The sequence below is a fragment of the Rheinheimera fenheensis genome, assembly GCF_039871805.1.
Lineage (GTDB): Bacteria > Pseudomonadota > Gammaproteobacteria > Enterobacterales > Alteromonadaceae > Alishewanella > Alishewanella fenheensis.
Window position 1 is genome coordinate 73,526 of record NZ_JBDPJM010000009.1, and the last position, 25,077, is coordinate 98,602.

The window sequence follows — 25,077 nt, forward strand, 5'->3', positions numbered from 1 at the left end:
AAAGCTTAAAGTCGCTGTAAAAGAACCTGTAGCGGATGTTTGGGTTTATCCCCTAATAAACGCTTTACCTGGCTACGGCAAGAAAATCCGGTCACCACCACGTTATCAACACCATACTGCGCAAGTGGCTGCTGCCAGCTCATCGCAAATAAGCTTCTACTATTTTCCAGGTTTTGTGCCTCATGGCCATAGGTGCCAGCCATACCACAGCAGCCTACACTGACGGGCGATAAACTAAGCCCGGCTTGGGCAAAAATTTGCTGCCAGGCCTTTTCTGTGGCCGGCAAGGCGGTTTTTTCCGTACAGTGTGCCAACAACGCGTATTGGCCTGATTGGGCGGTTTTGGGGATAGGCTGCTTAACCAACCATTCGTGCAGCAGCGATACGCTAAAATCACCACGTTTATCGCCCAGTGCCTTGTTGTACTCGTCGCGGTATACCAACACTAAGGATGCATCCAAGCCCAGCAATGGCAGATTAAGCTGGCTTAGCTGATTAAAAAAAGCAGCAGCATTGCCCGCTGTATGCGCAAATTCACGTAAAAAACCCTTCACATGTTGTGGCTTACCGTTAGGTAAAAACGGCAATAATATTGGGTTAAAGCCGAGCTTTTCGATTAAACGCAGCGCATCAAACACCAATTCTGCTTCATAAAAGCTGGTAAAAGGGTCTTGTACCAGCAGCACAGTGCGCTCACGCTGTTCAGCACTTAACGCCCTTAACTGCTCAAGATTAAACTGATAACGCCCGGCCGTTTGCTGGGCTAATGTCGGCACTGACAACAGGGGCGTATCAACATAGCCAACGGTTTTTTCCAGCAGCTTGGCCGTGACGCGACGTTTTAGCACAAAGTTAACCAGCTTGGGCGCCTTGGCCAGCCAAGGGGCGGTGCGCTCAATATTGGCGACAATATAGTCTTTCGCCGGGCGCAGGTAGCGACTGTGGTACAGTTGCAAAAAGCGGGCGCGAAACGATGGCACATCGACTTTAATCGGGCACTGGCCAGCGCAGGCCTTACACGCCAGACACCCTTCCATCGCCTGCATAACTTCATGCGAAAAGTCCGCTTCACCCTGACGTTTAGCCAGGGTGTTTTTCAGCTTTTGCCACAGCGCACCTACGCCGCTGGAGCGCTGCAACAACTGCTGCTCCTGCGCCAATATATCTATGCCTTGCAGCTGATTTAGCCTAAGCCACTCGCGCATCAGGCCCGCGCGCCCTTTCGGGCTGTGCCGCCGGTCTTTCGTTACTTTGCTCGACGGACACATCGGCGAGTTTTCTTCATAGTTAAAACACAGGCCATTGCCGTTGCAGTTTAGGGCGCTGTCGAAACTTTCCTTAACCCGCGTTGGGATTTGCCGATCAAACCAGGCACGTTTTTGGCCATCAACAGAAACCAGCGCATCGTTACTCGTAAACGGTGTACAAATTTTGCCTGGGTTTACCCGATTACGCGGGTCAAACGCGGCTTTAATTTTACGTAATTCGTTAAACAGTTCGTCACCAAAAAAGGCCGGGCCGTATTCACTGCGATAGCCTTTACCATGCTCACCCCACATCAAGCCACCGTACTTAGCCGTAAGGGCGACCACCTGATCAGAGATGGTACGCAGCAGCTGCTCCTGTGCCGGATCGCATAAGTCTAAAGCCGGCCTTACGTGCAGCACGCCTGCATCGACATGGCCAAACATGCCATATTGCAGGCCGTGGCTGTCCAGCAGCGCACGAAACTCCATAATAAAGTCAGCCAGGTTCTCTGGTGGCACCGCGGTGTCTTCAGCGAAGGCTAATGGCTTTTGGCTGCCTTTGGTGTTGCCCAGCAAACCCACTGCTTTTTTACGCATCGCGTAAATATTGCTGATCGCGGCGTTATCGTAGGTTAACTGGTAGCCAATAATACCGTCGGCTTTATCAGCCATTGCCTGATCCAGCCGTGCGGTTAAGGCGGCAATTTTCTGTTCAATATCAGCTTGCCGTTCGCTGTTATACTCGACCATGTTCAGGCCCTGCATATCTTTGCCGGGCACATCGGTAATGAAGTCTTTCACCTGATGCCAAATAATGTCATTGCGCGCCAGGTTCAGCACTTTGCTGTCAACCGTTTCAACCGAGGTAGCCTGTGCTGCGACCAGAAAAGGTGCATTTCTCAGTGCGCTTTCAAAACTGTCGTACTTTACGTTGACCAGACACTTGTATTTGGCAATGGGCGTAATATTCAGTTTGGCTTCAACCACAAAACCTAAAGAGCCTTCAGAGCCGGTAATAATGCGCGATAAGTCAAACTCGGTTAAGTCATCGTTAAACACATGCTCTAAATCGTATCCGGTTAAAAAGCGGTTTAAACGTGGGAATTTTGCCACTATTTGCGGTCTGAATTCACGGCAACTTTGTAGCACCTGCCGGTAAATGCGACCTATACTGTTGGGCTGCTCAGCTCTGTGCTCGGCTTCGAAGGTCGCCATTTTGTGCGTATTTAAAATGTTACCGTCAATCAGCACCGTTTTTAATGCTAGTACATGATCGCTGGTTTTACCGTAAACCAGCGACCCCTGCCCGGAGGCGTCGGTGTTCACCATACCGCCAATAGTCGCGCGGTTAGAGGTGGATAGATCCGGCGCAAAGAAAAAACCGTGGGGTTTTAAAAAGGCATTAAGCTGATCTTTAATCACACCTGCCTGCACCCGTACCCAGCGCTGTTCAAGGTTGATTTCCAGAATGCCGCGCATATGGCGCGATAAGTCGACCACTACGTGCTCGGTTAATGCTTGGCCATTTGTGCCGGTGCCTCCGCCGCGCGGACTGAACTTGATATGAGAAAAGCTGGAGGTTTGCGCTAATGACGTTAGGATTACCACATCGTCAGTTGTTTTGGGCAGCAATACTGCTTGTGGTAATGCCTGGTACACGCTGTTGTCGGTGGCAACAGCCAAACGGCTGGCGTAGCTGGTTTCAATGTCGCCGGTAAAACCGGCAGCCACTAAGGCTTTGCTGTAAGCAACAATGCTGGCATCCAGCGCTAGTTCAGGGGCAAGCTTTGGGATCATAACTGCAGTCACTCGGCAATAAGTGGCTGCAGTATAACATTAACTTTATGTCGCGATCAGCTGGCAGCCGGACGGAATTTCAACTGAATACCGCGCAGGAAATAACGCAATACCTGATCCTGACATTCACGGTAGTGTTTATGATCTGGTCGGCGGAAAAACGCGCTGAGTTCAGACTTGCTCAGGCGAAAATCCGCTTTTTCCAATAAGGTGATAATGTCATCGTCTTTTAAATCAAAGGCGATTTTGAGTTTACGCAGCATAATATTATGGTTAAGCCGCTTCTCAGGCTCGGGGATCACGCCATCTTTGGCGCCGCGCCGCTGAATTATCAGGCCATTTAAAAAGCTGGCCATTAATTCATCGCTAATAGCCGCAAAGCCTTCATCTTCATCTTTTTTCAGCCAACTGACGACCTGCTCTTTACTTACGCTGACGCCTGCCAGGGAAAAAATATCCATCATGCCATAGTCATGCACATTTAAGCTGTAGCGCAGACTGCGCAGTACGTCATTCGGTGTCAAAGCAATATCCTGTTAGTATTAGTGAAAATTGGCGCCATGATAACACAGCGTTTGTTTAGACAAAGATATTCAGTTTAAGGCAAGTGCCCAAGCTTACTGGCCTTGGTTGCCAAATAACGGTGGCTGTGCGCGGTGGTTTTTACCCGGTGTTGCACCCGCTCCAGTACGTTCACACCGGCGTCAGTAAGGGCTTTTAACTTACGCGGATTATTGGTTAGCAGCCGTACTTGCTTAATACCCAATTGGGTGAACATCTCAGCAGCAATATCGTATTCACGCATATCCGGCAAAAAACCCAAAATTTCGTTGGCTTCTACAGTATCCAGCCCTTTGTCTTGCTCGGCATAAGCGCGGATTTTATTAATAAGCCCAATGCCACGGCCTTCCTGGCGTAAATACAAAATGCAGCCACGGCCGAGATCAGCAATTTTACGCATAGCGGCCTCTAATTGCGGACCACAATCACAGCGCAAGCTAAACAGCGCATCACCGGTTAAACATTCCGAGTGAACCCGAGCCAACACCGGCTCGTCGCCAGTAACGTCGCCCAACGTTAAGGCCACATGCTCTTTGCCGTTAGGTGCTTCAAAGCCGTGCAGCCGAAACTCAGCAAACGGGGTGGGTAACAAGGTAGAGGTGACAAGTTTCAGTTTCATAATACATCTCAGCAAACCGCTGCTTGCTTGGCAGCACAGGCGATATGGGGACCACTGACTGCCAATTCAAGCCCGGGACGACAGTGTTGGCATTATAGCAGTGTTCGCCGGTGGTTTAATGCACTTTTGTGATAATGTCACAACATTTACCACTGATGCTGACAACACTTTTACTGTTAAAACCGCTACAATAGCCACTCTTTTAGTAACGAGTAGCCGCGATGTTGAGTTTTTTCGAACGGATCATAAAGCCCTTCCCTGCCACTGAGCCCACTCAGCCGCCCAAGGGCTTGTTTGCCTTTTGCCGCCATTATACCCGCGGTATGGAAACCTCATTAATTCTGATGTCGATAAGCACCGCCTTGCTGGCAATGCTGGAGGTGTCGTTATTCAGTTTTATGGGCCAGTTAGTCGATTGGTTGGTGCAAAACGATCCGCAATCGTTGTTAACTAATGAGCGCGCCACTTTAATTAAAATGGCAGTGGTTACCGTAATACTGCTGCCAGTGTTGAGTTTTATTCACGCCGCTATTGTGCATCAAACCCTGCTGGGTAATTATCCTATGTCGATCCGCTGGCTGGCACACCGGTATTTACTGCGCCAGAGCATCAGCTTTTACCAAAATGACTTTGCCGGTCGTATTGCCACCAAAGTGATGCAAACCTCGCTGGCAGTGCGTGAAACAGTAATGAAGCTGTTGGACGTGATGGTATACATTCTGGTGTATTTTGGCTCTATGCTGTTTTTTATTGCCGATGCCGACATACGCTTAATCATTCCAATGCTGATATGGCTGGCGGTTTATATTGGTATGCAGTTCTACTTTGTGCCCCGGTTAAAAGCAGCCTCTACCCGTCAGGCTGATGCACGCTCAGAGATGACCGGCCGCATTGTCGACAGCTACACCAATATCACCACCATTAAGCTGTTTTCACACACCAACCGCGAAGAAGCTTACGCCCGCGACAGCATGGAAGTGTTCTTAAAACCAGTGTACCGGCAAATGCGCCTGGCCACCGGTTTAAGCGTGTCGGTACAAACACTCAACTACTTTTTAGTCTTCGCTATTGCCGCCTTGTCTATTTATTTGTGGGCCGACAGCGCGATCAGTGTTGGCGCTATTGCCATAGCCGTCAGCCTGGCACTGCGCTTAAACGGTATGGCGCAGTGGATCATGTGGGAAATCAGCAGCCTGTTTGAAAATATCGGCACTGTGGCCGATGGTATTACCACGCTGTCACAACCGGCTCAGGTACAGGATGTCACTGGTGCCAAAGCACTTAACGTAACCCAGGGCGCCATCTGTTTTGACCATGTTGGCTTTAATTATGGCAAAGCGGCCGCAGAAAACAGCAAAGCACCAGTGTTGCAAGATTTACAACTCACCATTAAACCCGGCGAGAAAGTCGGTCTGGTCGGCCGCTCAGGCGCCGGTAAATCAACGCTGGTTAATTTGCTACTGCGTTTTTACGATGTCGAGTCCGGTAAAATCCTTATCGATGGCCAGGATATCAGCCAGGTCAGCCAGGAAAGTTTGCGCCGCCATATTGCCATGGTGACTCAGGATACCTCCTTACTGCACCGCTCGGTGCGAGACAACATTGTATACGGCAAACCCGATGCGACAGAGGCCGAGCTGCTACTGGCCGCTGAGCAGGCAGAAGCCAGTGACTTTATTAGTGATTTGACCGATCCTAAGGGCAATACCGGCTTTGATGCTCAGGTAGGCGAGCGTGGTGTTAAGTTATCCGGCGGTCAGCGACAGCGAATTGCCATTGCCAGGGTGCTACTTAAAAACGCACCGATTTTAATTTTGGACGAAGCCACCTCGGCGCTGGACTCTGAAGTTGAAGCGGCTATTCAGGCCAGCCTGAATACCTTGATGGCAGGCAAGACGGTAATCGCTATTGCCCACCGCTTGTCTACTATCGCGCAGATGGACCGGTTAATCGTGCTGGATCAGGGCCGTATAGTCGAGCAAGGCACGCACAGTGAACTGATTGCAAGCGGTGGTATTTACGCCCAGTTATGGGCGCACCAAACCGGTGGTTTTATTGGCGTGGAATAAAGCTAAGCCTGTTTTATAACCTGAAAGCTTGCAGCATAAAAAAGCCCGTAACTCGTTACGGGCTTTTTGCCATTAATAGCTAGGGCGTTTAGGGCAGATGTTTATCTTGCTCGGCCTTGGCTTTTGCTAACTTGTTCTCCCAGAACGTGGCGTTGGTAATGCCCAATTTTACCGGGTCAAAGGTAATAGGTCCGCCGGCCTTCTTCTGCTCTTCAAAGTCACGCAGACAACGCATGGTAGGCTTGTACATAAAGAAGATAACCAGAATACCCAGCACATTAACCCAGGCCATTAAGCCTACGCCGATATCACCGATATTCCAGATATAACCAGCGCTATTTACCGTGCCATACGCCACCATAAACATCAGCAGCAGTTTAAATACGATACTCGGCAGTTTGTTATTAAATACCCGGTTTAAATAAGCAACGTTAGTTTCGGTAATGTAGTAGTACGCCAGTATGGTGGTAAACGCGAAGAAAAACAGCGCCAGACCGACAAACACCTGACCGAAGTTACCGAATACACTTAACAGTGCCATTTGTGTAAACGCCGCAGAACCAATTTCTGTTGCAGCATCAACATTTTGCACAATGAAAGTGCCGTCTGTAAGTTCACCGACCACATTGTATTGCTGCGTGATTAAAATCATCAGTGCAGTTGCAGTACAGACAAATAAGGTATCTACATAAACTGAAAAAGCCTGCACTAAACCTTGCTGCGCCGGATGGTCTACTTCAGCGGCAGCCGCCGCGTGTGGGCCGGTACCCTGCCCGGCTTCGTTAGAATATATGCCGCGTTTTACCCCCCAACCAATGGCTGCACCAAAACCAGCCTGTGCTGTAAAGGCATCGCTTAAAATCAGGCTGAAAATGCCCGGTACTTTGTCCAAATTTAAAAACACCACAATAAGCGCCATCACGATATAGCCCAAGGCCATAAAAGGCACCACTATCTGAGTAAAATGGGCAATACGCTTGATGCCGCCAAAGATGATAAACGCCAGCACAATCAGGATCACGGCCAGAGCAATCAGCTTATAGGTGCCCACCTCACCAAAGGTTGTCACCACCATATTACCGTCACCAAAAATCTGCGTTACGGCATTACCAACCGCATTAGCCTGTACACCCGGCAGGAAAATACCACAGCCAATAATGGCTGAAATTGCGAACAGGACGCCCAGCCAGCGCCAACCCAGGCAACGCTCAAAATAGTACGCCGGGCCACCACGGTACTGGCCATTTTCTTCCACTTTGTACAGCTGACCCAGGGTGGACTCTGCATAGGCTGTGCTGGCACCTAAAAAGGCTACCACCCACATCCAGAAAATGGCACCTGGGCCACCAAAACCGATAGCTGCAGCGACACCTGCAATGTTACCTACGCCGACCCGGCCAGATAATGACACAGCCAGTGCCTGAAATGATGAGATGCCTTTATCTGACTCGCTGTTGTTAAGCAGTAGCTTGCACATTTCTTTAAAATGCCGCACCTGAGCAAAACGGGTCAGAATTGAGTAAAACAAACCGGCGCCAAGACACAGATAAATCAGTGCCGGGCTCCAGATAATGCTGTTTAGCGCACTAATAAAGCCTTCCATTTCCCTTCCTTATAGTTATTGTTACATCTTATAGTTATACGGCGCTTAATTTGCCATATCGACAACACAATAGCTACGCTAACCGCTGTGCTGCCTCAGATCTGCGGTAATTTGACCATACTGCGCCACTTCTTCATCATGTGCTTCATCCAGCCACGGCTCTGCCAGCGCTTGTTGATACCAATCTTGCATCGCGGGCAAGGCTAATAAACGCTGCAAATACTGCTGTGCTGTGTCGCTAAACGTCAAACCATAGCTTTGCATACGAAACGCCACTGGCGCAAAAAAAGCATCCGCAGCGCTAAATTGGCTGCCGGCAAGAAAAGGCCCACCAAATTCGTTTAGCCCCTGCTCAAATAACTCACTTAACCGGTCAAGATCCTGCTGTAATGGTGCGCTTATCTGATGTAACTTCACCCGATGGCGACAACTCATACCACAAATATTACGCAGTGCGCTAAAACCTGAGTGCATTTCGGCAGCGGCACTGCGGGCAAAAGCTCGGGCTCTGCTCTCCTTGGGCCAGACATTAGAATGATGCTCGTACAGGTATTCCGTAATCGCCAACGAATCCCAAACCACCAGTTGCTGCTGTACCAGGCAAGGTACTTTGCCACTTGGCGAAAAGGTACGGAATTTTTCAAAATTGCCTTGTTGGCTAAAGGGAACTAATTGCTCGATGAATGGAATTTGTAGCTGACGCATTAACAACCAGGGACGCAGCGACCAGGACGAGTAATTTTTGTTAGCAATATACAACTCACGCATAGCACACTCCTTGTTTGGTATAGGTTTATTTTAAACACTAACAGGCTTTCACTGTTACAGTAGTAACTGTATCTAAAAAACACGACTTAACGCCGTGTTATCTAACCTTAGCCAACAACTAGTTGCCATATCACTGCAGCGCTTGCAGCGAGCACAACCAGTATCTGCGGCGGCCAGCGCCAATGTACCAGAGCAACAAAGGCAAGCAGTACCGCAGCCAGATCGTAATTATGGCTCACGGCACTGGTAAACACCGGGTTATAAAGCGCAGCTAATAATATACCCACTACGGCAGCGTTAATGCCAGCAATAGCACGGCGCATAGCCTGATAACGGCTAAAGTACTGCCATAAGGGTAACACTGCAAATAGCAACAAAAACGCCGGTAAAAATATTGCCAATGTGGCAATAAGAGCCCCCTTCCAAGCAGTAAGTGGTGTAGCTACTGCTCCCAAGTAGGTTGCCAGGGTAAACAATGGGCCGGGAACCGCCTGTGCTGCACCATACCCGGCTAAAATCGCATCCTGGCTAAGCCAGCCCGGCACCAACTCTACCTGCAGCAGAGGGAACACCACATGCCCACCACCAAACACCAGTGCTCCAGCGCGAAAAAAGTGGTCGAATAGTTTAGTGCCATCATGCGTACTGCTGGCTGCAAACCAGGGCAATATCAGTAGTAAGGCACAAAACAACAGTAATAAAAGTATTGGTTTTAAGAAAACGGGTCTGCTGTTGAACACTGCAGTGCTATCGGGCGCTTTGTCATGATGTGTCGCGTCTTCGCCGATAAAACGCCAGCCAATTAGCGCAGACACCAGCATCAGTGCAATTTGTACCAACACCCCTGATACCAGCAACAGCAAACAGGCAGTGAGTATGGCCACAGTAACACGCAGATTATCCGGACACAGGCTTTTAGCCATCTCCCAAACGGCTTGTGCCACTACCGCAACGGCCACAAGTTTCAGTGCTTTTATCCAGTAGTAGCCCAGACTGTCAGCAGCATTAAGATAAAAATACGCAAAACCCAGCAGCAAGATGGCAGAGGGCAACGTAAACCCCAACCAGGCAATAAGAGCCCCCCAATAACCGCCACAGCGCTGACCAATTGCCATACCTACTTGTGAACTGGCGGGGCCCGGCAGAAACTGACACAGTGCAACTGTCTGGGCATAGTCCTGCTCAGTATACCATTGACGCCGCTGCACAAATTCGTGACGAAAATAGGCCAGATGCGCCACTGGCCCACCAAAACTGGTGCAGCCAAGACGGAAAAATATCCCGAACAGTTGCCACAGCGAGACAAAGCGTTGCACGGCCATTATTGGATGATCAGATACCAAAACATAGTCTTATGCTAGAGTGTTAATAACTTGTTTTGCAAGCTATTTGGCTTAATCCTTAACCGGTTGTGCCTGTAACAGGCTCTCCAAACAGTGCTGTTTAATACCATAAAACTGTTTAATGGCAGCAATTTGTTCAAGCGTGGCGGTGTTATCCCGCGGCTTTTTGCGCCGGGTGGCCAGGATCATTTTGTTTTTACTGGTATGTTCCAGCGAGATAAATTCAAACACCTTGGTATCGTAACCATGCGCTTCCAGTAATAAAGCGCGTAAGCTATCAGTAACCATTTCCGCTTCCTGCCCCAAATGAATACCGTGCATCAGCATAGGCGCCAACACCGGCGGTAAGCTCATTTGCGGCCGGATCTGCTTATGACAGCACGGCGAGCACATAATGATCTCAGCGCCAGTGGCAATACCCATGTGAATGGCATAATCGGTGGCGGTATCGCAGGCATGTAGAGCAATCATCACGTTAATACCACGCGCTTTAAAATGCTTTACATCGCCCTGCTCAAAGCGGATGCCATTCAGGCTTAATGTATTGGCGGTTTTGTTGCACAGGTCGACCAGATTTTGCCGCAGCTCAACGCCAGTTACCTGAGCTTCCAGCCCCAGTGTATTGGTTAAGTAGTCGTGTACGGCAAAGGTAAGGTAGGCTTTACCCGAACCAAAATCAGCCACATGTAACTGTTGCCGGTCGGCCAGGCCGCAGTCCTCGACGGCGCCGGAGAATATCTCGATAAATTTATTAATCTGCTTCCACTTACGCGACATTGCCGGAATCAGCTGTTGCTGGCTGTCGGTAACGCCAAGCTCACGTAAAAAGGGCCGGGAAAGTTCCAGATAACGTTTTTTCTGCCTATCATGCCCAGCTATGCTGCTGCCCGCTTTTGTCTCTGATGATGTTGCCTGGCTGCGTTTTACTTCACGGTATAAGGCTTTACCTTTTTTACTGATAGTAAGTTGTCCTTCCTGCACTGCGGTAAATAGATTGGCGGCAAAAAACTGCTGCCCCAGCATCTGGCTAAGCTGTATCAGCGCCTGTTCAGCTGAGAAATTTTGCGTCACATCATTGGTTTGATATTTAAAGGTAAAACTAAGCTGCCACTGCTCTTTTAATATTACCGGCCGGATCTGCAGCTGTTTAAGGGGCTCACTGCCTTTGTACTTACTAAGTACCAGCTTTTCCAGTTGCCGGGTGTCCAGTGCATGCGCTAACCGTTTAATAAAATCAGTTAACTCAGATGAAACCGCAGTTTGAGACATAATCTATGGGGCTCTGACACAACAAAGCGCCTAGTGTAAGCCAGACGCTGTTGCAGGGAAATAGTATCGTTGGGTTATCAGGCGCTTTGACGATATTGTGCGCTTTGTTGCAGTGGCAACAGGCGGTTGTTTAATAGCCGCAAAAGCTGCAGGCGTGGCAGAGTCTTTCCGGACAGAGTATCAACCTCACCCAACAGTAAACAGCTTGAGCTTTGTCCTTCTGATGCTAAAACCAGTGCATATTGGCTAGTGTTGCCGCTTAACTGCACCAGCTCAAACGCTTTTGGGCAGTACTCGCTATACGCCTGAAAATACCAACTTTTATGGCCTTGTGGCAGCACAAAAGCACAGGATAATGCCGTAAGACAAATTTCCAGCCGAACCTCTGGCGGCAACGCCAATGTCTGCAAGCTGTTGTCAATAGCCCAAAACATTTCGGCTTCGGCCATCGACAACGCTTGTTGTGCAGGCTGGCTGATAAGCTGTGCTGCAGGAAAAGGCGAGCAGAACTGGGCATCGTCACTGATATCCAGTAACAAACGGTCTTTTGTCGGACAATAGGTCCAGTACCAACGCTCTGACGGCCTTAACATAGGCATCCTGCTAAAATAAGTTGTTGATTAATTATGCAGTTACAGAAATACACTAAGCTGATCATGATGTTAAAGACTATTTTGTTCTAACAGCAGATGATCAGCTACTGATCCTTATAAGCTGTTGACGATCTGTTTAATCAGCGCCGGGCCATGGTAAATAAAGCCGGTATACACCTGCAGCAAGTTGGCACCTGCGGCCAGTTTTTCCTGTGCTGATTGTGCATCGTTAATGCCGCCAACACCAATAATCGGCAGTTTGGCGCCAACCGCTAAACGTAACTGGCGCAAGACTTCGGTACTTTTATCACGCACCGGTAAACCGCTTAAGCCACCGGCCTCATCGGCATAGCGCTGGCCTTGCACCAGGCTTCTGTCCAACGTGGTGTTAGTAGCAATAACGCCGTCCATCTTACTTTTCAGCAAGGTTTCAGCCACTTGCTGCACTGCAACACTGTCCATATCCGGCGCAATTTTAACAAAGACCGGCACATATTTATCGTACTGTGCCTGCAAATCCAACTGCTCATTTTTCACGCTTTGCAACAAATCAAACAAGGCGTCACCAAATTGCAGATCACGCAGCCCAGGTGTGTTAGGGGACGAAATGTTCACTGTGATATAACTGGCGTGAGCGTACACTTTACGCATACAGTGTACGTAATCATCTTTGCCCTGCTCGTTCGGCGTGTCTTTATTTTTGCCGATATTAATGCCCAGCACGCCTTTGTAACTGGCGTTTTTCACATTCTCGACCAGATAGTCAACGCCTTTATTATTAAAACCCATCCGGTTAATAATGGCTTCAGACTGTGGCAGGCGAAAAATACGTGGCTTATCATTACCCAGCTGTGGCCTGGGTGTCACCGTGCCCACCTCGATAAACCCAAAGCCCATTTGACCAAAAGCATCAATACATTCGGCGTTTTTATCCAGCCCGGCGGCAAGCCCCAGCGGATTATCAAAGGTAATGCCGGCTACGGTTACCGGCTTTGAGGGTAGTTGTTGCCGCCACAGGGCGTTTAACGGCGTATGTGCCAGGCGTTTAAGACCGCCCAGGGCAAAATTATGTGAGCGCTCAGCGTCACAGGCGAACATGATTTTCTGTGCTATCGGATAAAACATAAGCTGCCTTCTTGCAATAAAAAAATACCCCGGACCAGCCGGGGTATTCTAGCCACTGTGAGCGTTATTTTACAGGGTCACAGTGGTGACTTAACAACATTAATTCACGCAGTGCCACCGAGAATTTAGCAAACTCATGGCTCTTGGTGGTTTTAAACTCTGCCAGCATTAAACGCCAGCGCTCTAACAGCGCATCATGCTCAGTGATCCAGCTGCTGATTACCTCATCCGCTGCACAGACTTTGCCACAGCTGCGCACCACAACAGCCGCCAGAGCCCTTTGTTGCCAGTCCAGCTCTTCGCGATATGACGCGCGTGCCAGTGCCTGCCAGTGGTTAGCTACCGGCTGATTGGTGATCTGCTCTAAGAACCAATGCAGATCTAACTTATCACCCAGTTTGAAGTAAATCTCAGCCACCATGGCCAGCGGCACTTTTTCTGCATCGGCCACCTGGGCAATATCCATTACAGAGAACACGGTGCTTAACTGCGCCAGATACTGCGCGATATCTTCCGGTACACCCTGCTCCGTTAATAGCGTTTGCTTTTGCTGCAGCTGTTCAACTTCAGCCTGAGCTAAATAGCTGTTCAGCTCTTTACCCAATTGCTGATAGGCTGGCTTGAAGAAATCGACTGTTTGCTGAATATCCAGTGCCTTGTTACGGTGGCGCAGGAACCAACGGGTCGCGCGGCGCATGGTACGGCGCAACTGGTGCAGCAACTTGCTTTGCAATGCAGCCGGGATAACGTTGTCTAACAGCTCCAGTTTCTTCCAAACGCTGGCCATGTCAAACAGGTCACGAGCGATGGCGTAACATAAGGTCACTTCGCCGACACCGGCACCGGTTTCTTCCTGCATACGCTGAGCAAAGTTGGGGCCCATTTCGTTAACCAACATATTGGCCAGCTTAGTAGCAATAATTTCGGCTTTTAACGGATGGTTTTCCATCTGGGCGGCAAATTTATCCTGCAGCATTTGCGGGAAATTACCAAACAACTGGCGTTTAAAGTACGGGTTTTCATAAATTTCCGGCAGTACCAAACGCTCTTTTAACACCATTTTGCCGTAGGCCGTTAGTATTGACAGCTCAGGCCGGGTTAAGCCCTGACCTTTGGCCATACGGTCGGCTAGCTCATCGTCAGATGGTAAAAACTCCAGCTCACGGTTTAACTTGCCGTCTTTTTCCAGCGTGTGGATAAAGCGGGTGTATTCTTTTAACTGCTCAGCGCCTAACAGTGACGAAATGCTGATACTTTGCGTTTGCCGGTAACAGTCTTTAATAACGATAGCGGCAACATCATCTGTCATATCCAGCAGCAGTTTATTACGCTGCTTCAGGGTTAAATCGCCCCCTGCGACCAGAGTATTTAGCAGGATCTTGATGTTAACTTCATTATCTGAACAGGTTACGCCGCCTACGTTGTCAACAAAGTCAGTGTTGATTAGGCCACCGTTCATGGCAAATTCAATCCGGCCGCGCTGGGTACAACCCAGGTTACCGCCTTCACCGAAAATCTTGGCTTTTAACTCTTTACCATTCACCCGCAGCGGCTCAGAGCCCCGATCGCCTACTTCAGCATGAGTCTCATTGGTTGCCTTAACATAGGTACCAATGCCGCCGTTCCAAATCAGATCTACCGGCATCATCAGCGCTTCGCGGATCAGCTCATTTGGTGTCATGCTGGCTTTGCTGGTACCGAGCATTTCTTTCATTTGCGGTGATAACTTAATGGCTTTAGCACTGCGCAGGAAAATACCACCACCTTCAGAGATCAGTGACTTATCGTAGTCATCCCAGGTTGAGGTAGGCAGGTTAAACATACGGTTACGCTCTTCCCAGCTTTTTGCTGCATCCGGGTTCGGATCGACAAAAATGTGCATATGGTTAAACGCTACCTGCAAGCGAATATGCTTTGATAACAACATACCGTTACCAAACACGTCACCGGCCATATCACCTATACCGACACAGGTAAAATCGGTGTTCTGACAATCAATACCAATTTCACGGAAGTGCCGCTTCACAGACTCCCAACCGCCACGGGCGGTAATACCCATTTTCTTGTGGTCATACCCGTTAGAGCCGCCTGAGGCAAAGGCATCACCCAACCAGAAGCCGTATTCTTCGGAAATACTGTTAGAAATGTCCGAGAAGGTTGCTGTGCCCTTGTCCGCTGCCACCACCAGATACGGGTCATCTTCATCCAGCCGTACCACATCTTTTGGTGGTACTATCGCGCCCTGCACGATGTTATCGGTGACATCCAGCAAGCCACGGATAAAGGTGCGGTAGCAGTCTTTACCTTCATTAAGGAAGGCTTCGCGGCCACCGGTTTCCGGTAACTTTTTACAAACAAAACCACCTTTTGAACCGGTCGGCACAATAACGGTATTCTTAACCTGCTGTGCTTTTACCAGGCCCAGCACTTCGGTGCGGAAGTCTTCGCGACGGTCAGACCAACGTAAACCGCCCCGCGCGACTTTACCAAAGCGTAAATGCACACCTTCTACCCTTGGCGAGTAGACAAAAATCTCGAACATCGGTGTTGGCAGTGGCATATCCGGAATTAAGTCAGACTTAATTTTAAAAGAGATATACGGCTTGTCGGCACCGTCGTTCAATTTCTGGAAATAGTTGGTGCGCAAAGTGGCGTTTATCATATCGACAAAGCGACGGATAATACGGTCATCATCCAGGTTGGCGACATGCTCCAACTGACCGGCGATTTGCTCTTCCAGCTTTTCAATGCTCTTGGCATTTGCTTTACTGTTAGGCGCAAACTTGCTGTTAAATAACTGCACCAGCAAGTTTGCAAGCTCAGCATAACGGGCAAAGGTGCTTTCCACATACGCTTGGCTGAAGGTACCACCAATTTGCCGTTTGTATTTAGCATAAGCGCGCAGTAATGAGGCTTCGCGGCCGTTTAAGCCTGCACCTAATATTAAGCGGTTAAAGCCGTCATCTTCTAACTGCCCATTCCATACCTTGGCAAAAGACTCCTGGAAGGATTGTTGTGCAGCTTCAAAATCTGCCGGCACGGCGCAGTTAAGCTCCATGGCAAAGTTCAATACCCAGCTGACAGAGCCATCGGCACATTTCACAGCATAGGGCGTTTCACCAATGACACGCAGGCCAAAGTTTTCCAACATCGGCAACACATCTGACAAATGGATGGGGTGATCTTTATGGAACAGGTTTAACCGTACCGCCTTGCTGTCAGCGCGCTCTTCCTGCGGCCGGTAAAACAGCATTTCCAGTTTGTGATCATCATTGAGCGCTTCCAGCTTGCCGATATCGACCAGCGCATCGTTAGGCAGCATGTCTTCTTTGTAACTGCGCGGAAACGCGTTGACATACTTGGTAATTAACTCACGGCCGCGGGCTTCGCCATACACACCAATCAGGGCACTTTCTAATTTATCTTCCCAGGTTCTGGCCGCTTCTACCAGATTACGCTCAATATCTTTCACTTTATACTCGACATGGCTATCGTTGATCCGCACTAAATAGTGGGTACGGGCCAACACAGATTCAGAAAAGTAGGTGGTAAACTCTACCGGCTCATCGCTACCCAAAGCCCGTTGTAAAATAGCTTGGGTCTCTTTACGCAGCTGAGTGTTATAACGCTCGCGCGGCACATACACCATGGCGGTGACAAAACGGCCAAAGCTGTCTTTACGCATAAACAGCCGCGTCATATCACGCTCTTGCATTTGTAACACACCCATCGCCACATGCAGCAACTCATCTGCCGTGGCCTGAATGAGTTCATCGCGCGGATAGGTTTCTAAAATATTCAGTAAGGCTTTATAGGCATGCGTGCCAACAGCAAACTCAGACTTATTCATCACCGCTGCCAGTTTGTTCTTCAGCAGCGGAATGTCGGCGGCACTGTTATTGTACAGTGATGATGAATATAAACCGATAAAACGATCTTCACCTATCACCTTGCCGTCTTTATCGAACTTCTTCACACCGATGTAATCGATGTAAGCCGGCCGGTGTACACGGGATTTGTTATTGGTTTTGGTCAAAATCAATAAACTGCTGTTTACTGCTTGCTTGCGACCACTTTCTGGCAGCTCTGACAACATCAGATCACGTGACGCTGAGCGGCGCATTAATCCCAGTGAGGTATCGTCGATACCGCTGATTTTATAATCACCTTTCACCGGGCTAATGTTGTATTCGCGATACCCCAGTAACGTAAAGTTATCTTTGGCCAGCCAATTTAAGAAGTCGGTGGTTTGCTGTACTTCTTCAGCACTGGCTTTACCCGCTGTTTTAGGCAGCGCTTTAATCACCTGCTGCAGTTTTTCCCGTGCCGGCTGCCAGTCTTGCACCGCCAGAGACACGTCTTCCATTACAGAATGCAGCTCGTCGGTCAACGCTGTCATGGCTGCTTTATCCGTCATACGGTCTATTTCAATATGAAACACCGTCTGCTGGGTGCTGGCTTTAGCTTTACTACCCAGTTTGAAAAAGTCTGTAATACGGCCTTTACTGTCACGCTCAGTCTGCAGCGGATAATGCAGTAATAAATGCGCGGTAATACTCTGACGGCTTAACGCCATGCGCACTGAGTCAACCAGAAATGGCATGTCCTGCACCACAATTTCGACTATGGTGTGTTTAGACTCCCAACCGAATTTGGCAATTTCCGGGTTAAATACCCGAATTTTCGCCGCCGGCTCAGCGTGGTCGTTAAAGGTTTGCCATAAACTTAATGCTGCGCCGTATAGGTCGCTGTCATTACGGCCCACCAAATCTTCATTAGACATGTTACCGTACAGCGTATAGGCAAACTTTTCGACCAGACTGACCTGATCTTTTACTTTTTGTTTTATGAGTTTATTTACGTTTTGTAGTAGTACAGAGGGTTGACCGTCTATCAGTGCCATTTTTGTATCCTTTTTGCAGTCACTGCTTTTAACAGCAGGCGCTACCGAACAAACCAGAGCGTGTCAGGTGCGCAGTGTAGTGACTATTGTAGCGCTTTTCGAGCACTATTTGCCGCTTTTATGCTGGTTAAACCAGTGATTTTTAAGGGCTCTGACAACTTATTCATCTGCCTTAAATAGAAAATGGCCTTTCGGCCATTTTCGTGTTTATTCATGCAGAAAATATTTTTAATTTTTCCGCCATAAAAAAGCGGCCAGTGCCGGTAAAACCAATATAGCCCCCAGCATATTGACGATGAACATAAAGGTTAACAAGATACCCATGTCTACCTGGAACTTCAGTGCAGAGAACACCCAGGTACTGACACCTATGGCCAGGGTAATACCGGTAAACAACACTGCACTGCCCCGCTCTTTTAACGCTTCAAAATAGGCCTGGCGCAGGGGCGCACCTTCGCGCAGCATTTGCGTCATATTCGACAAAATATAAATGCCGTAATCGACACCGATACCAACGCCGAGCGCGATAACAGGCAAGGTTGATACGGTTAGGCCAATTTGCAGCTTGGTCATCAATGCTGTTGCCAGCACAGACACCACATACAGCGGCACGATAACTGAAATGGTCGCCCGTAATGAGCGGAAGCTGAGCAGACACAAAATAATGACTGCACCATAGACATACCACATCATCGGTTGCTGCGCGGCTGAAACGGCTTCATTAGTCGCTGCCATAACACCAGCAGGGCCTGAAGCCAGCATAAAGCGGGTTTGCTCATCACCCAGCTCGGCACCATACTTTTTCACTGCTGCGACAACCCGTTCTATGGTTTCAGCCTTATGGTCTTGTAAGAACAAGATTACCGGCATAACAGAACAATCGGCATTTAACAGGCCAGTACTGGTTTCAACGCGTGAAGACGCCTGAACCAGAGACTGGGTATTGCGCGGCAGTACCCGCCATTTCACGTTACCCTCGTTAAAAGCGGCATTGATAGATTTTGATACCGACGCCAATGATACAGCCGACTGCACGCCCTCAACGTTTTCCATCAACCACTGGAAGTTATCAATCCGAGCCATAATATCGTGCTCAGTACAGGCGCTGGGGATGGTTTCAACCATCACGTTGAGGTAATCCACCGATATGGCATAACGTTCAGTAATTAAAAAGGTGTCCTGGTTGTATCGGGAGTCTTCATGCAGCGCTGGCGCACCAGCATGTAAATCACCAATTTTTAATTGCTGGCTTTGCATATATCCGAGTGCAAAAAGCGCTGCGGTAATAAGCAAAATAACGGCAGCATATTTGCGCGTAGCAAACGCCGACAAGGCAAACCATATTTTATCTGTGGTGGGTGAAGGTGCCGCGACCTTATCTTTGTAACGCTGACTAAAACGAACAAACGACATTAGTACCGGTAATAAAATCAGATTAGTCAGAATGATGACTGCCACGCCCAAACTGGCGGTAATGGCCAGTTCACGAATCACGCCGATTTCAATAATCAGTAGTGTTAAAAAGCCAACAGTATCTGACAGCAGTGCCACACCTCCAGGCACTAGCAGTTTGCGGAAACTGGCCTGCGCCGCCGTTTTCGCATCCATACCTGCCGCTACGCGCTTACCTGTTGAGTTAATCATTTGCACACCATGGCTTACGCCAATGGCAAAGACTAAAAACGGTACCAGAATGGACATCGGGTCAATACCAAATCCCATAACGGACAGCAAACCCATTTGCCAAACGACAGCAATAAGTGAGCAAGCGATCGGCAGTATCGTTAACATTACCGAACGGCAGAAAAAGAACACCATGATAGTAGTTACGGCAATGGCGATAGCAAAAAATAACAATACGCCTTTCGCACCGTCAGCGACATCACCAACCATTTTGGCAAAACCAATAATGTGTACGCTAATTGAGTCAGACTGATATTTGCCGCGGATGTTTTGCTCTAGGGCAGCAGCAAACGCTATTGTGTCCAACTTTTCGCCTGTGTCAGGGTCAACCTCTAACAGTTGTGCTGAAATCATCGCACAGCTGTAATCATCGGCAACCATGCGGCCAACGATGCCCGCCTTCTCGGTATTCTCTTTTACTTTAGCCAGGCCAGCATCATCGGCAACAAAATCAGCCGGGATCACCGGACCACCGGCAAAACCATCTTCTACTACTTCGACAAAACGGGTACTTGGACTGAATAATGATTTTACCAATACCCGGTCTACTCCAGGGGTGTAGAGTAATTCATCGTGCGCCTGGCGCAAGGTGTCGAAAAAATTAGCGTTAAAAATATCGCCACTTTCATCACACAGTGAAATAAGAATATTGTTAGCACCACCGAAATCCTGCGCGTGACGCAGATAGGTCTGCATATATTCATGCTTTAACGGGATATTTTTAGTAAAGGCAGCGTCAAGCTTGATACTGGTTGCCTTAACTAATAAAAATACGGTCGCCGCCAAAAATGCCAGGATCACTAGTGCCCGGTGGCGAAACAGAGCGTACTCAAACTTATTAACTATTCGATTTACCGTCATTTTATTCTAGTTCGCTTAATTGGATCGTTTGTAAACCCGTCTCAGTTACCAGTACTAATTGGCCCTTCCATACCAAGCCATTTACTACTGCTTTGCCATCTTCACGCGATAAATTGCTGAAGGTTTTGCCATCATCACGGCTGAGCCATAACGCACCGGCATTACCTACAATAAACAACCTATTTTCAGCATCAGAGAACACGCTATTAAAGGTGGCAGTCTCATCTAACTCAAACTGCGACCAACTTACACCCTGATCTAAACTTTGAAAGGCATGCCCACGCAGGCCCACCGCTACTAAGCTCATACCACTGCTTCGGGTAATGTCAAACAGTGAGCCATTGTAAAACTCGTCTAAACGCTGCCAATTTTCGCCCTGATCCAGGCTTTTGGCGACAAAACCCGCCTCGCCAACCAGATACAATACATTACCATCGGCATACAAACGGTTAAAATGCGGCAGTATGGCACTGAGCTCAATCTGATAAAGTTCGGGATCTGTCTCTTCAAGCTCGGCCAGATATTCCTGATCTTCTTCGGCTAAAAGCTCTGATTGAAACTCCATCTGCCAGCTGTTACCACCATCAGTGGTGCGGTAAAACAGGCCATAAGCACCAACGGCGATACCCTGTTGTTCATTAAAAAAGTAAATATCGAACAGCGGCTTGTCATTTTGCGGCGCATAATGCTGCAGCGACCAGTTTAAGCCACCATCTGACGTCATTAAAATACTGGCATCGTGCCCCACTGCCCAGCCTTGCTGCTTGTTAATAAAGTACACACTATTCAGATTTGCCCGCACCGGCACCTGAGCTTGTTGCCAATTTTTTGCGTCATCCGACAGCAAAATATGCCCTCGTTCACCGACGGCAACCAGACGCTGCTCAGCCACACTGATAATGTCTGTTAATAGCGCCTTATCGGCCAAAACTGCAGGATAAGCTGCTTCAGGCTGCATATTATTGTCATCGCTGATCACTGAATTAGACCAAACAAGCGTGGGTAGCAGCACCAGACTGAGGAATGTTTTATACATGGTCTGAGTTATTACTCTAAAAAATCATTAAAATAAAAACGGTTGGCACCAGGCCAACCGTCATTATGCCGTTATTAAATTAACGGGTGCCTTCACGACGCAGTGCTGCAGGCGTGAAATCTGCATCTGTCAGGTTAACAGAGAAGTTATACATCTTATCTTCGTTATCCAGACCGATAGCAATGTAGCGGCGCGAGTTAAGGTCATGATAAACCTCTAACGTACTCCAGTGTGTCGGCACTTCATAATAGTTCAGACCGTGTGCAACCGCGACCCGATACAGCTCATTTCGGTTGTCATAAAGGTCAGCAACATGGATTTGCCAACTGTCTTCGTCGATATAAAACACGCGCTTACCATACACATGGCGGGTATTTTCTTTCAGCGTTGCCTCGACTACCCAAACACGGTGTTTTTCCCAGCGCACATACTCAGGATTAATATGACCGGCCATCAGTAAATCAGCATACTTAACGTCATTACTGTGTAGCTTGTAACTGTTATATGGAATATACAGTTCTTGCTTGCCTTTTAACTCCCAATTGTAACGATCTGGAGAGCCGTTAAACATATCGAAATCATCTGTGGTACGTAAGCCGTCTGATGCGGTACCTGGTGCATCATAAGCGACGTTAGGTGCACGACGAACCCGACGTTGACCGGTGTTATATGTCCAGGCCTGACGTGGCGTTTTCACCTGATCCATGGTTTCATGCACTAACAGTGCTGTACCGGCTAAACGCGCTGGTGAGGTCACACCCTGCTTAAAGCGAAACAGAATGTTCTCAGCTGTCAGCGCTTCTGCAGTCGCATTAGGCTCTGAATACTTGAACATGATTTGCTCATCAAAGCCGATAATGGTGTAAGCCCCTGCCGCTGTCGGCGCTGCCTGGCCACCGTTTCGGCTAGCGGCGACGCCACGGAAGCGCAGTAAATGGTTCCAAATTGCTTCTAAACCATTTTGCGGAATTGGAAACGGGATACCAATGGCCGCGTTGACAATACCGTTACCGCCTTCAATCAGCTCGGCTTTAGTCGCAATAGCTTTGGTAGCGTCATACACATATTGCGGGTAAGACGCTGTGCGGCGTGTTTGATAAATATTCATCTTGTAAGTATCGGGATAAATTTCAAATAGCTTAACTTGCCCCGGGCTTAACAAGGCTTTGTATTGATCAAGATTTGACTTATCAATAGTGACTAATACCTTGTCGTCTTTAAACGGGTCCGGATGGTGCATTCCTGGAGTATATCCGGCTGGCGCTTCGGTAATACCACCAGTCCATGCCGGAATTGAACCATCCGCATTGGCAGCCTTTTCTGCGCCCATAGGGGTTAAGTCATTACCCAGCCTGGCTGCTTGCTCAGGGCTAATTTTAGCCATAGCTGAGCAGCTAAGCACCAGAGCGATGGCTGATGAAAGTAGGGTGAGTTTTTTCATAATTAGTGCTCGTCCCTTAAATAGAGTACTTGATGTTAAAAGAGATAAAATCGCGGTCGGCCACGTTATTGGTCGTGCCTTGACCACCCCAGAATACGTTGTATGAAACTTCACCCGACCACTTGCTCAGGTAATCAAAGCTGATGGCATAGGCCAGCGATTTTCGATCTTCAACGAACATAAACAATGGATCTGGCGTAATACCATTAACGTCGTGGGAGAATACCGCACGCTGTGACAAGTTTACGCCGGCAAATACGTTGTTGTAATCCATTTTTGCCAGTAAACGGTAACCCCAGGCTGATGCGGTTGGAAACGGATTGGTCTCAGCACCATTTGATAAGCCTGTGTGCAAACCAGGGATTGCAACGCCTGAACTGTTCAACAGCGGAGCACCGCTTCGGTCAGTGTTAGGACCATTTAACCGCAATACTGACTGATCAGGCATGTCCTGAATACGGATACCACCAACTTCAGCAAGTAAACTGACATTATCTGCACCCAGCGCAGGGCCAACTAAATGAGTAAACGTCATTTGCGCCTGTAAGGTGTCAGCCAGGATAAAACCATTTGCTTTATCACCAGGCTGCACTTTTTCACCGTAACGTGGGTCACGGCCAATTTGTGAAATACCAGCCAAATCTGGACGTAAACCGGCATTAGCAAGCTGCTCCGGCATACCCGCATACAGAATTTCAACGTCATCAATTTGCAGTGGTTCATCCTGGCGATATGAAATTTCACCTGCAACGGACGTATCACCAACGGTTGTATTAAAGCTAAACCCGTACAGTTTGATGTCTTCTGGGTATTCAATTAACGCTTTGGAGAAAGCAGCTAATTGTGTGATGTTTTCTTTGGTTACACCACCACTGGCGGCCATAGCCGCCAAGCGACCAATGTCAGCGCCTACTTGTGAGAAATCAGAGGCAATACCAGAGATTACCGGAGTGCGGCTATGATAATTCATGTAGTACAGCGCAAACTCAGTATCATTTAGATCAGGCGAGAAATACTCAAACTTGATACCATACTGGCCGCCATCTTCAGGCTCAATCTCACCAGCACTGCCAAACGGACGTAACGTCACCTTGGTTGGATAAGCCAAATAGGCCTGTGCCGCCACAGCAGGATCTAAAGCACCTGATGCCACTCCATTCGCCAAAGCATTCAAGCTGCCAAGTAAATAAGCCAGATCAATATCGGGGTTACCGGCAAAACCTAATTGAACATTCTGCGCATAGCCGCCTTCACCGGCAAAATCGTTGGTTGAGAAATAAGTGCCTGGCACTGGCAAATAGCTATTTACCCACTCGTACTGATAAAACATCTCGGTTGACAAGTTTTCTGTCAAACCAATGTTCAATGTCGCCATACCAACCGGAATATAGGCTTCTTTTAAGTCAGCACCAGGAGAGCGCAGCACACCTACATCAATTGGCGTAGAGTTAATACCATGTGGAATAAACGTACTTTCACCCCAGCTTAATACCTGCTGTCCCACTTTAATGGTGACAGGATTCATGCCGTCATTAAAACTGAAGTTACCATACACATAAGCATCCAGCAGTCGGACGTCACGGCAGGTTAAATCACGGGCATCATCATCGGCACAAGGGTCAACGCGCTGGCCAGACAATGGGTTGGTATAAGCCCCCTCTTTGTCCATCAGGGCAAAGTCGTAGAAATACATAAAGCGGGTAAATAAGCCAATATTGTCTTTAGTAATAGACAATTCATGCAGGCCCTTAAACAGGCTGCTGAACATATCGCCGCGGTCGTAATTCAGATTCCCGGCATCACCGTTACTTGAATAAGCGCCAGGCTGTTGCCAGATTTGCGAAGGTGCATAGATTGGATTCGTAGCAGCGTTATAGCCGGTCCAGTCAAAACGTGGGTGGTTTACCTTACTGATCGTATCCCAGTCCCGGTCTTCCATACGCCAGCTGCCGCCGTAAGAGAACGTTGAGTCGAACGTAATATCTACGTCGCCTACCGTCCACGATGCTGCTTGCACCGGCGCCATTGACAAGGCAAACAGTGCAGACGCAACACCTACCGCTAAGGGTTTCTTAGCAAAGGTTATTGACCTTTTATTCATTGTGTTATCTCCCCCCCTGTCCCTGCAGGTTTTTCAGTTTTTTCTAGTTATAACGCTT

The 25,077-nt window shown here is 48.5% G+C and carries 15 protein-coding genes; 1 reads left to right on the plus strand and 14 read right to left on the minus strand.

Going from position 1 to position 25,077, the window contains the following annotated elements:
- Positions 1 to 5: 5 nt before the first annotated feature.
- The 3 genes from ydiJ to ribA all read right to left on the minus strand — a co-directional run bounded on the left by ydiJ (position 6) and on the right by ribA (position 4,224).
- Complete coding sequence (gene ydiJ, locus ABGI61_RS12985; protein ID WP_347601745.1) at positions 6 to 3,044, minus strand: D-2-hydroxyglutarate dehydrogenase YdiJ; 3,039 nt, start codon at positions 3,042 to 3,044, stop codon at positions 6 to 8.
- A gap of 56 nt (positions 3,045 to 3,100) precedes the next feature.
- Positions 3,101 to 3,568, minus strand: a complete 468-nt coding sequence (locus tag ABGI61_RS12990) for a YehS family protein (protein WP_347601747.1) — start codon at positions 3,566 to 3,568, stop codon at positions 3,101 to 3,103.
- Between the two features lie 74 nt (positions 3,569 to 3,642).
- The gene (ribA, locus tag ABGI61_RS12995; RefSeq protein WP_347601749.1) at positions 3,643 to 4,224 is read right to left on the minus strand and encodes a GTP cyclohydrolase II; all 582 of its coding nucleotides are present in this window, start codon (positions 4,222 to 4,224) and stop codon (positions 3,643 to 3,645) included.
- A 221-nt stretch (positions 4,225 to 4,445) separates the two neighbouring features.
- Between ribA and ABGI61_RS13000 the strand changes: the two genes are divergently transcribed.
- Entirely contained in the window at positions 4,446 to 6,293 is a 1,848-nt protein-coding gene (locus ABGI61_RS13000; RefSeq protein ID WP_347601751.1) for an ABC transporter ATP-binding protein, read from the plus strand.
- Between the two features lie 88 nt (positions 6,294 to 6,381).
- On the opposite strand, the gene ABGI61_RS13005 is transcribed toward ABGI61_RS13000, so the two are convergent.
- From ABGI61_RS13005 to ABGI61_RS13055, 11 genes are all read right to left on the minus strand, one after another.
- Positions 6,382 to 7,896 carry an alanine/glycine:cation symporter family protein gene (locus ABGI61_RS13005; RefSeq protein WP_347601753.1) on the minus strand — a complete coding sequence of 505 codons (1,515 nt, stop codon included), beginning with the start codon at positions 7,894 to 7,896 and terminating at the stop codon, positions 6,382 to 6,384.
- Between the two features lie 78 nt (positions 7,897 to 7,974).
- Positions 7,975 to 8,664 (minus strand): glutathione S-transferase family protein, encoded by a 690-nt coding sequence (locus ABGI61_RS13010; protein WP_347601755.1) that lies wholly within the window; start codon positions 8,662 to 8,664, stop codon positions 7,975 to 7,977.
- A gap of 107 nt (positions 8,665 to 8,771) precedes the next feature.
- Complete coding sequence (gene chrA, locus ABGI61_RS13015; protein WP_347601757.1) at positions 8,772 to 9,986, minus strand: chromate efflux transporter; 1,215 nt, start codon at positions 9,984 to 9,986, stop codon at positions 8,772 to 8,774.
- Positions 9,987 to 10,058: 72 nt separating this feature from the next.
- Positions 10,059 to 11,276 carry a class I SAM-dependent methyltransferase gene (locus ABGI61_RS13020; RefSeq protein WP_347601759.1) on the minus strand — a complete coding sequence of 406 codons (1,218 nt, stop codon included), beginning with the start codon at positions 11,274 to 11,276 and terminating at the stop codon, positions 10,059 to 10,061.
- A gap of 77 nt (positions 11,277 to 11,353) precedes the next feature.
- Positions 11,354 to 11,869: a cell division protein ZapC domain-containing protein gene (locus ABGI61_RS13025; protein ID WP_347601761.1), complete on the minus strand. Its 516-nt coding sequence runs from the start codon at positions 11,867 to 11,869 to the stop codon at positions 11,354 to 11,356.
- 114 nt (positions 11,870 to 11,983) lie between these two features.
- Entirely contained in the window at positions 11,984 to 12,994 is a 1,011-nt protein-coding gene (gene pyrD / locus ABGI61_RS13030) for a quinone-dependent dihydroorotate dehydrogenase (protein ID WP_347601763.1), read from the minus strand.
- Between the two features lie 64 nt (positions 12,995 to 13,058).
- A complete protein-coding gene (locus tag ABGI61_RS13035) occupies positions 13,059 to 17,897 on the minus strand; it encodes an NAD-glutamate dehydrogenase (protein WP_347601765.1) in 4,839 nt (1,612 codons plus the stop codon).
- A gap of 228 nt (positions 17,898 to 18,125) precedes the next feature.
- On the minus strand, positions 18,126 to 20,276 hold the full coding sequence (locus ABGI61_RS13040) for an efflux RND transporter permease subunit (RefSeq protein WP_347601767.1): 2,151 nt from the start codon (positions 20,274 to 20,276) through the stop codon (positions 18,126 to 18,128).
- Between the two features lie 166 nt (positions 20,277 to 20,442).
- Positions 20,443 to 21,477: a WD40/YVTN/BNR-like repeat-containing protein gene (locus ABGI61_RS13045; RefSeq protein WP_347601769.1), complete on the minus strand. Its 1,035-nt coding sequence runs from the start codon at positions 21,475 to 21,477 to the stop codon at positions 20,443 to 20,445.
- Between the two features lie 79 nt (positions 21,478 to 21,556).
- On the minus strand, positions 21,557 to 22,918 hold the full coding sequence (locus ABGI61_RS13050) for a DUF1329 domain-containing protein (protein WP_347601771.1): 1,362 nt from the start codon (positions 22,916 to 22,918) through the stop codon (positions 21,557 to 21,559).
- A gap of 16 nt (positions 22,919 to 22,934) precedes the next feature.
- Positions 22,935 to 25,019, minus strand: a complete 2,085-nt coding sequence (locus tag ABGI61_RS13055; protein ID WP_347601773.1) for a DUF1302 domain-containing protein — start codon at positions 25,017 to 25,019, stop codon at positions 22,935 to 22,937.
- Positions 25,020 to 25,077: the final 58 nt, after the last annotated feature.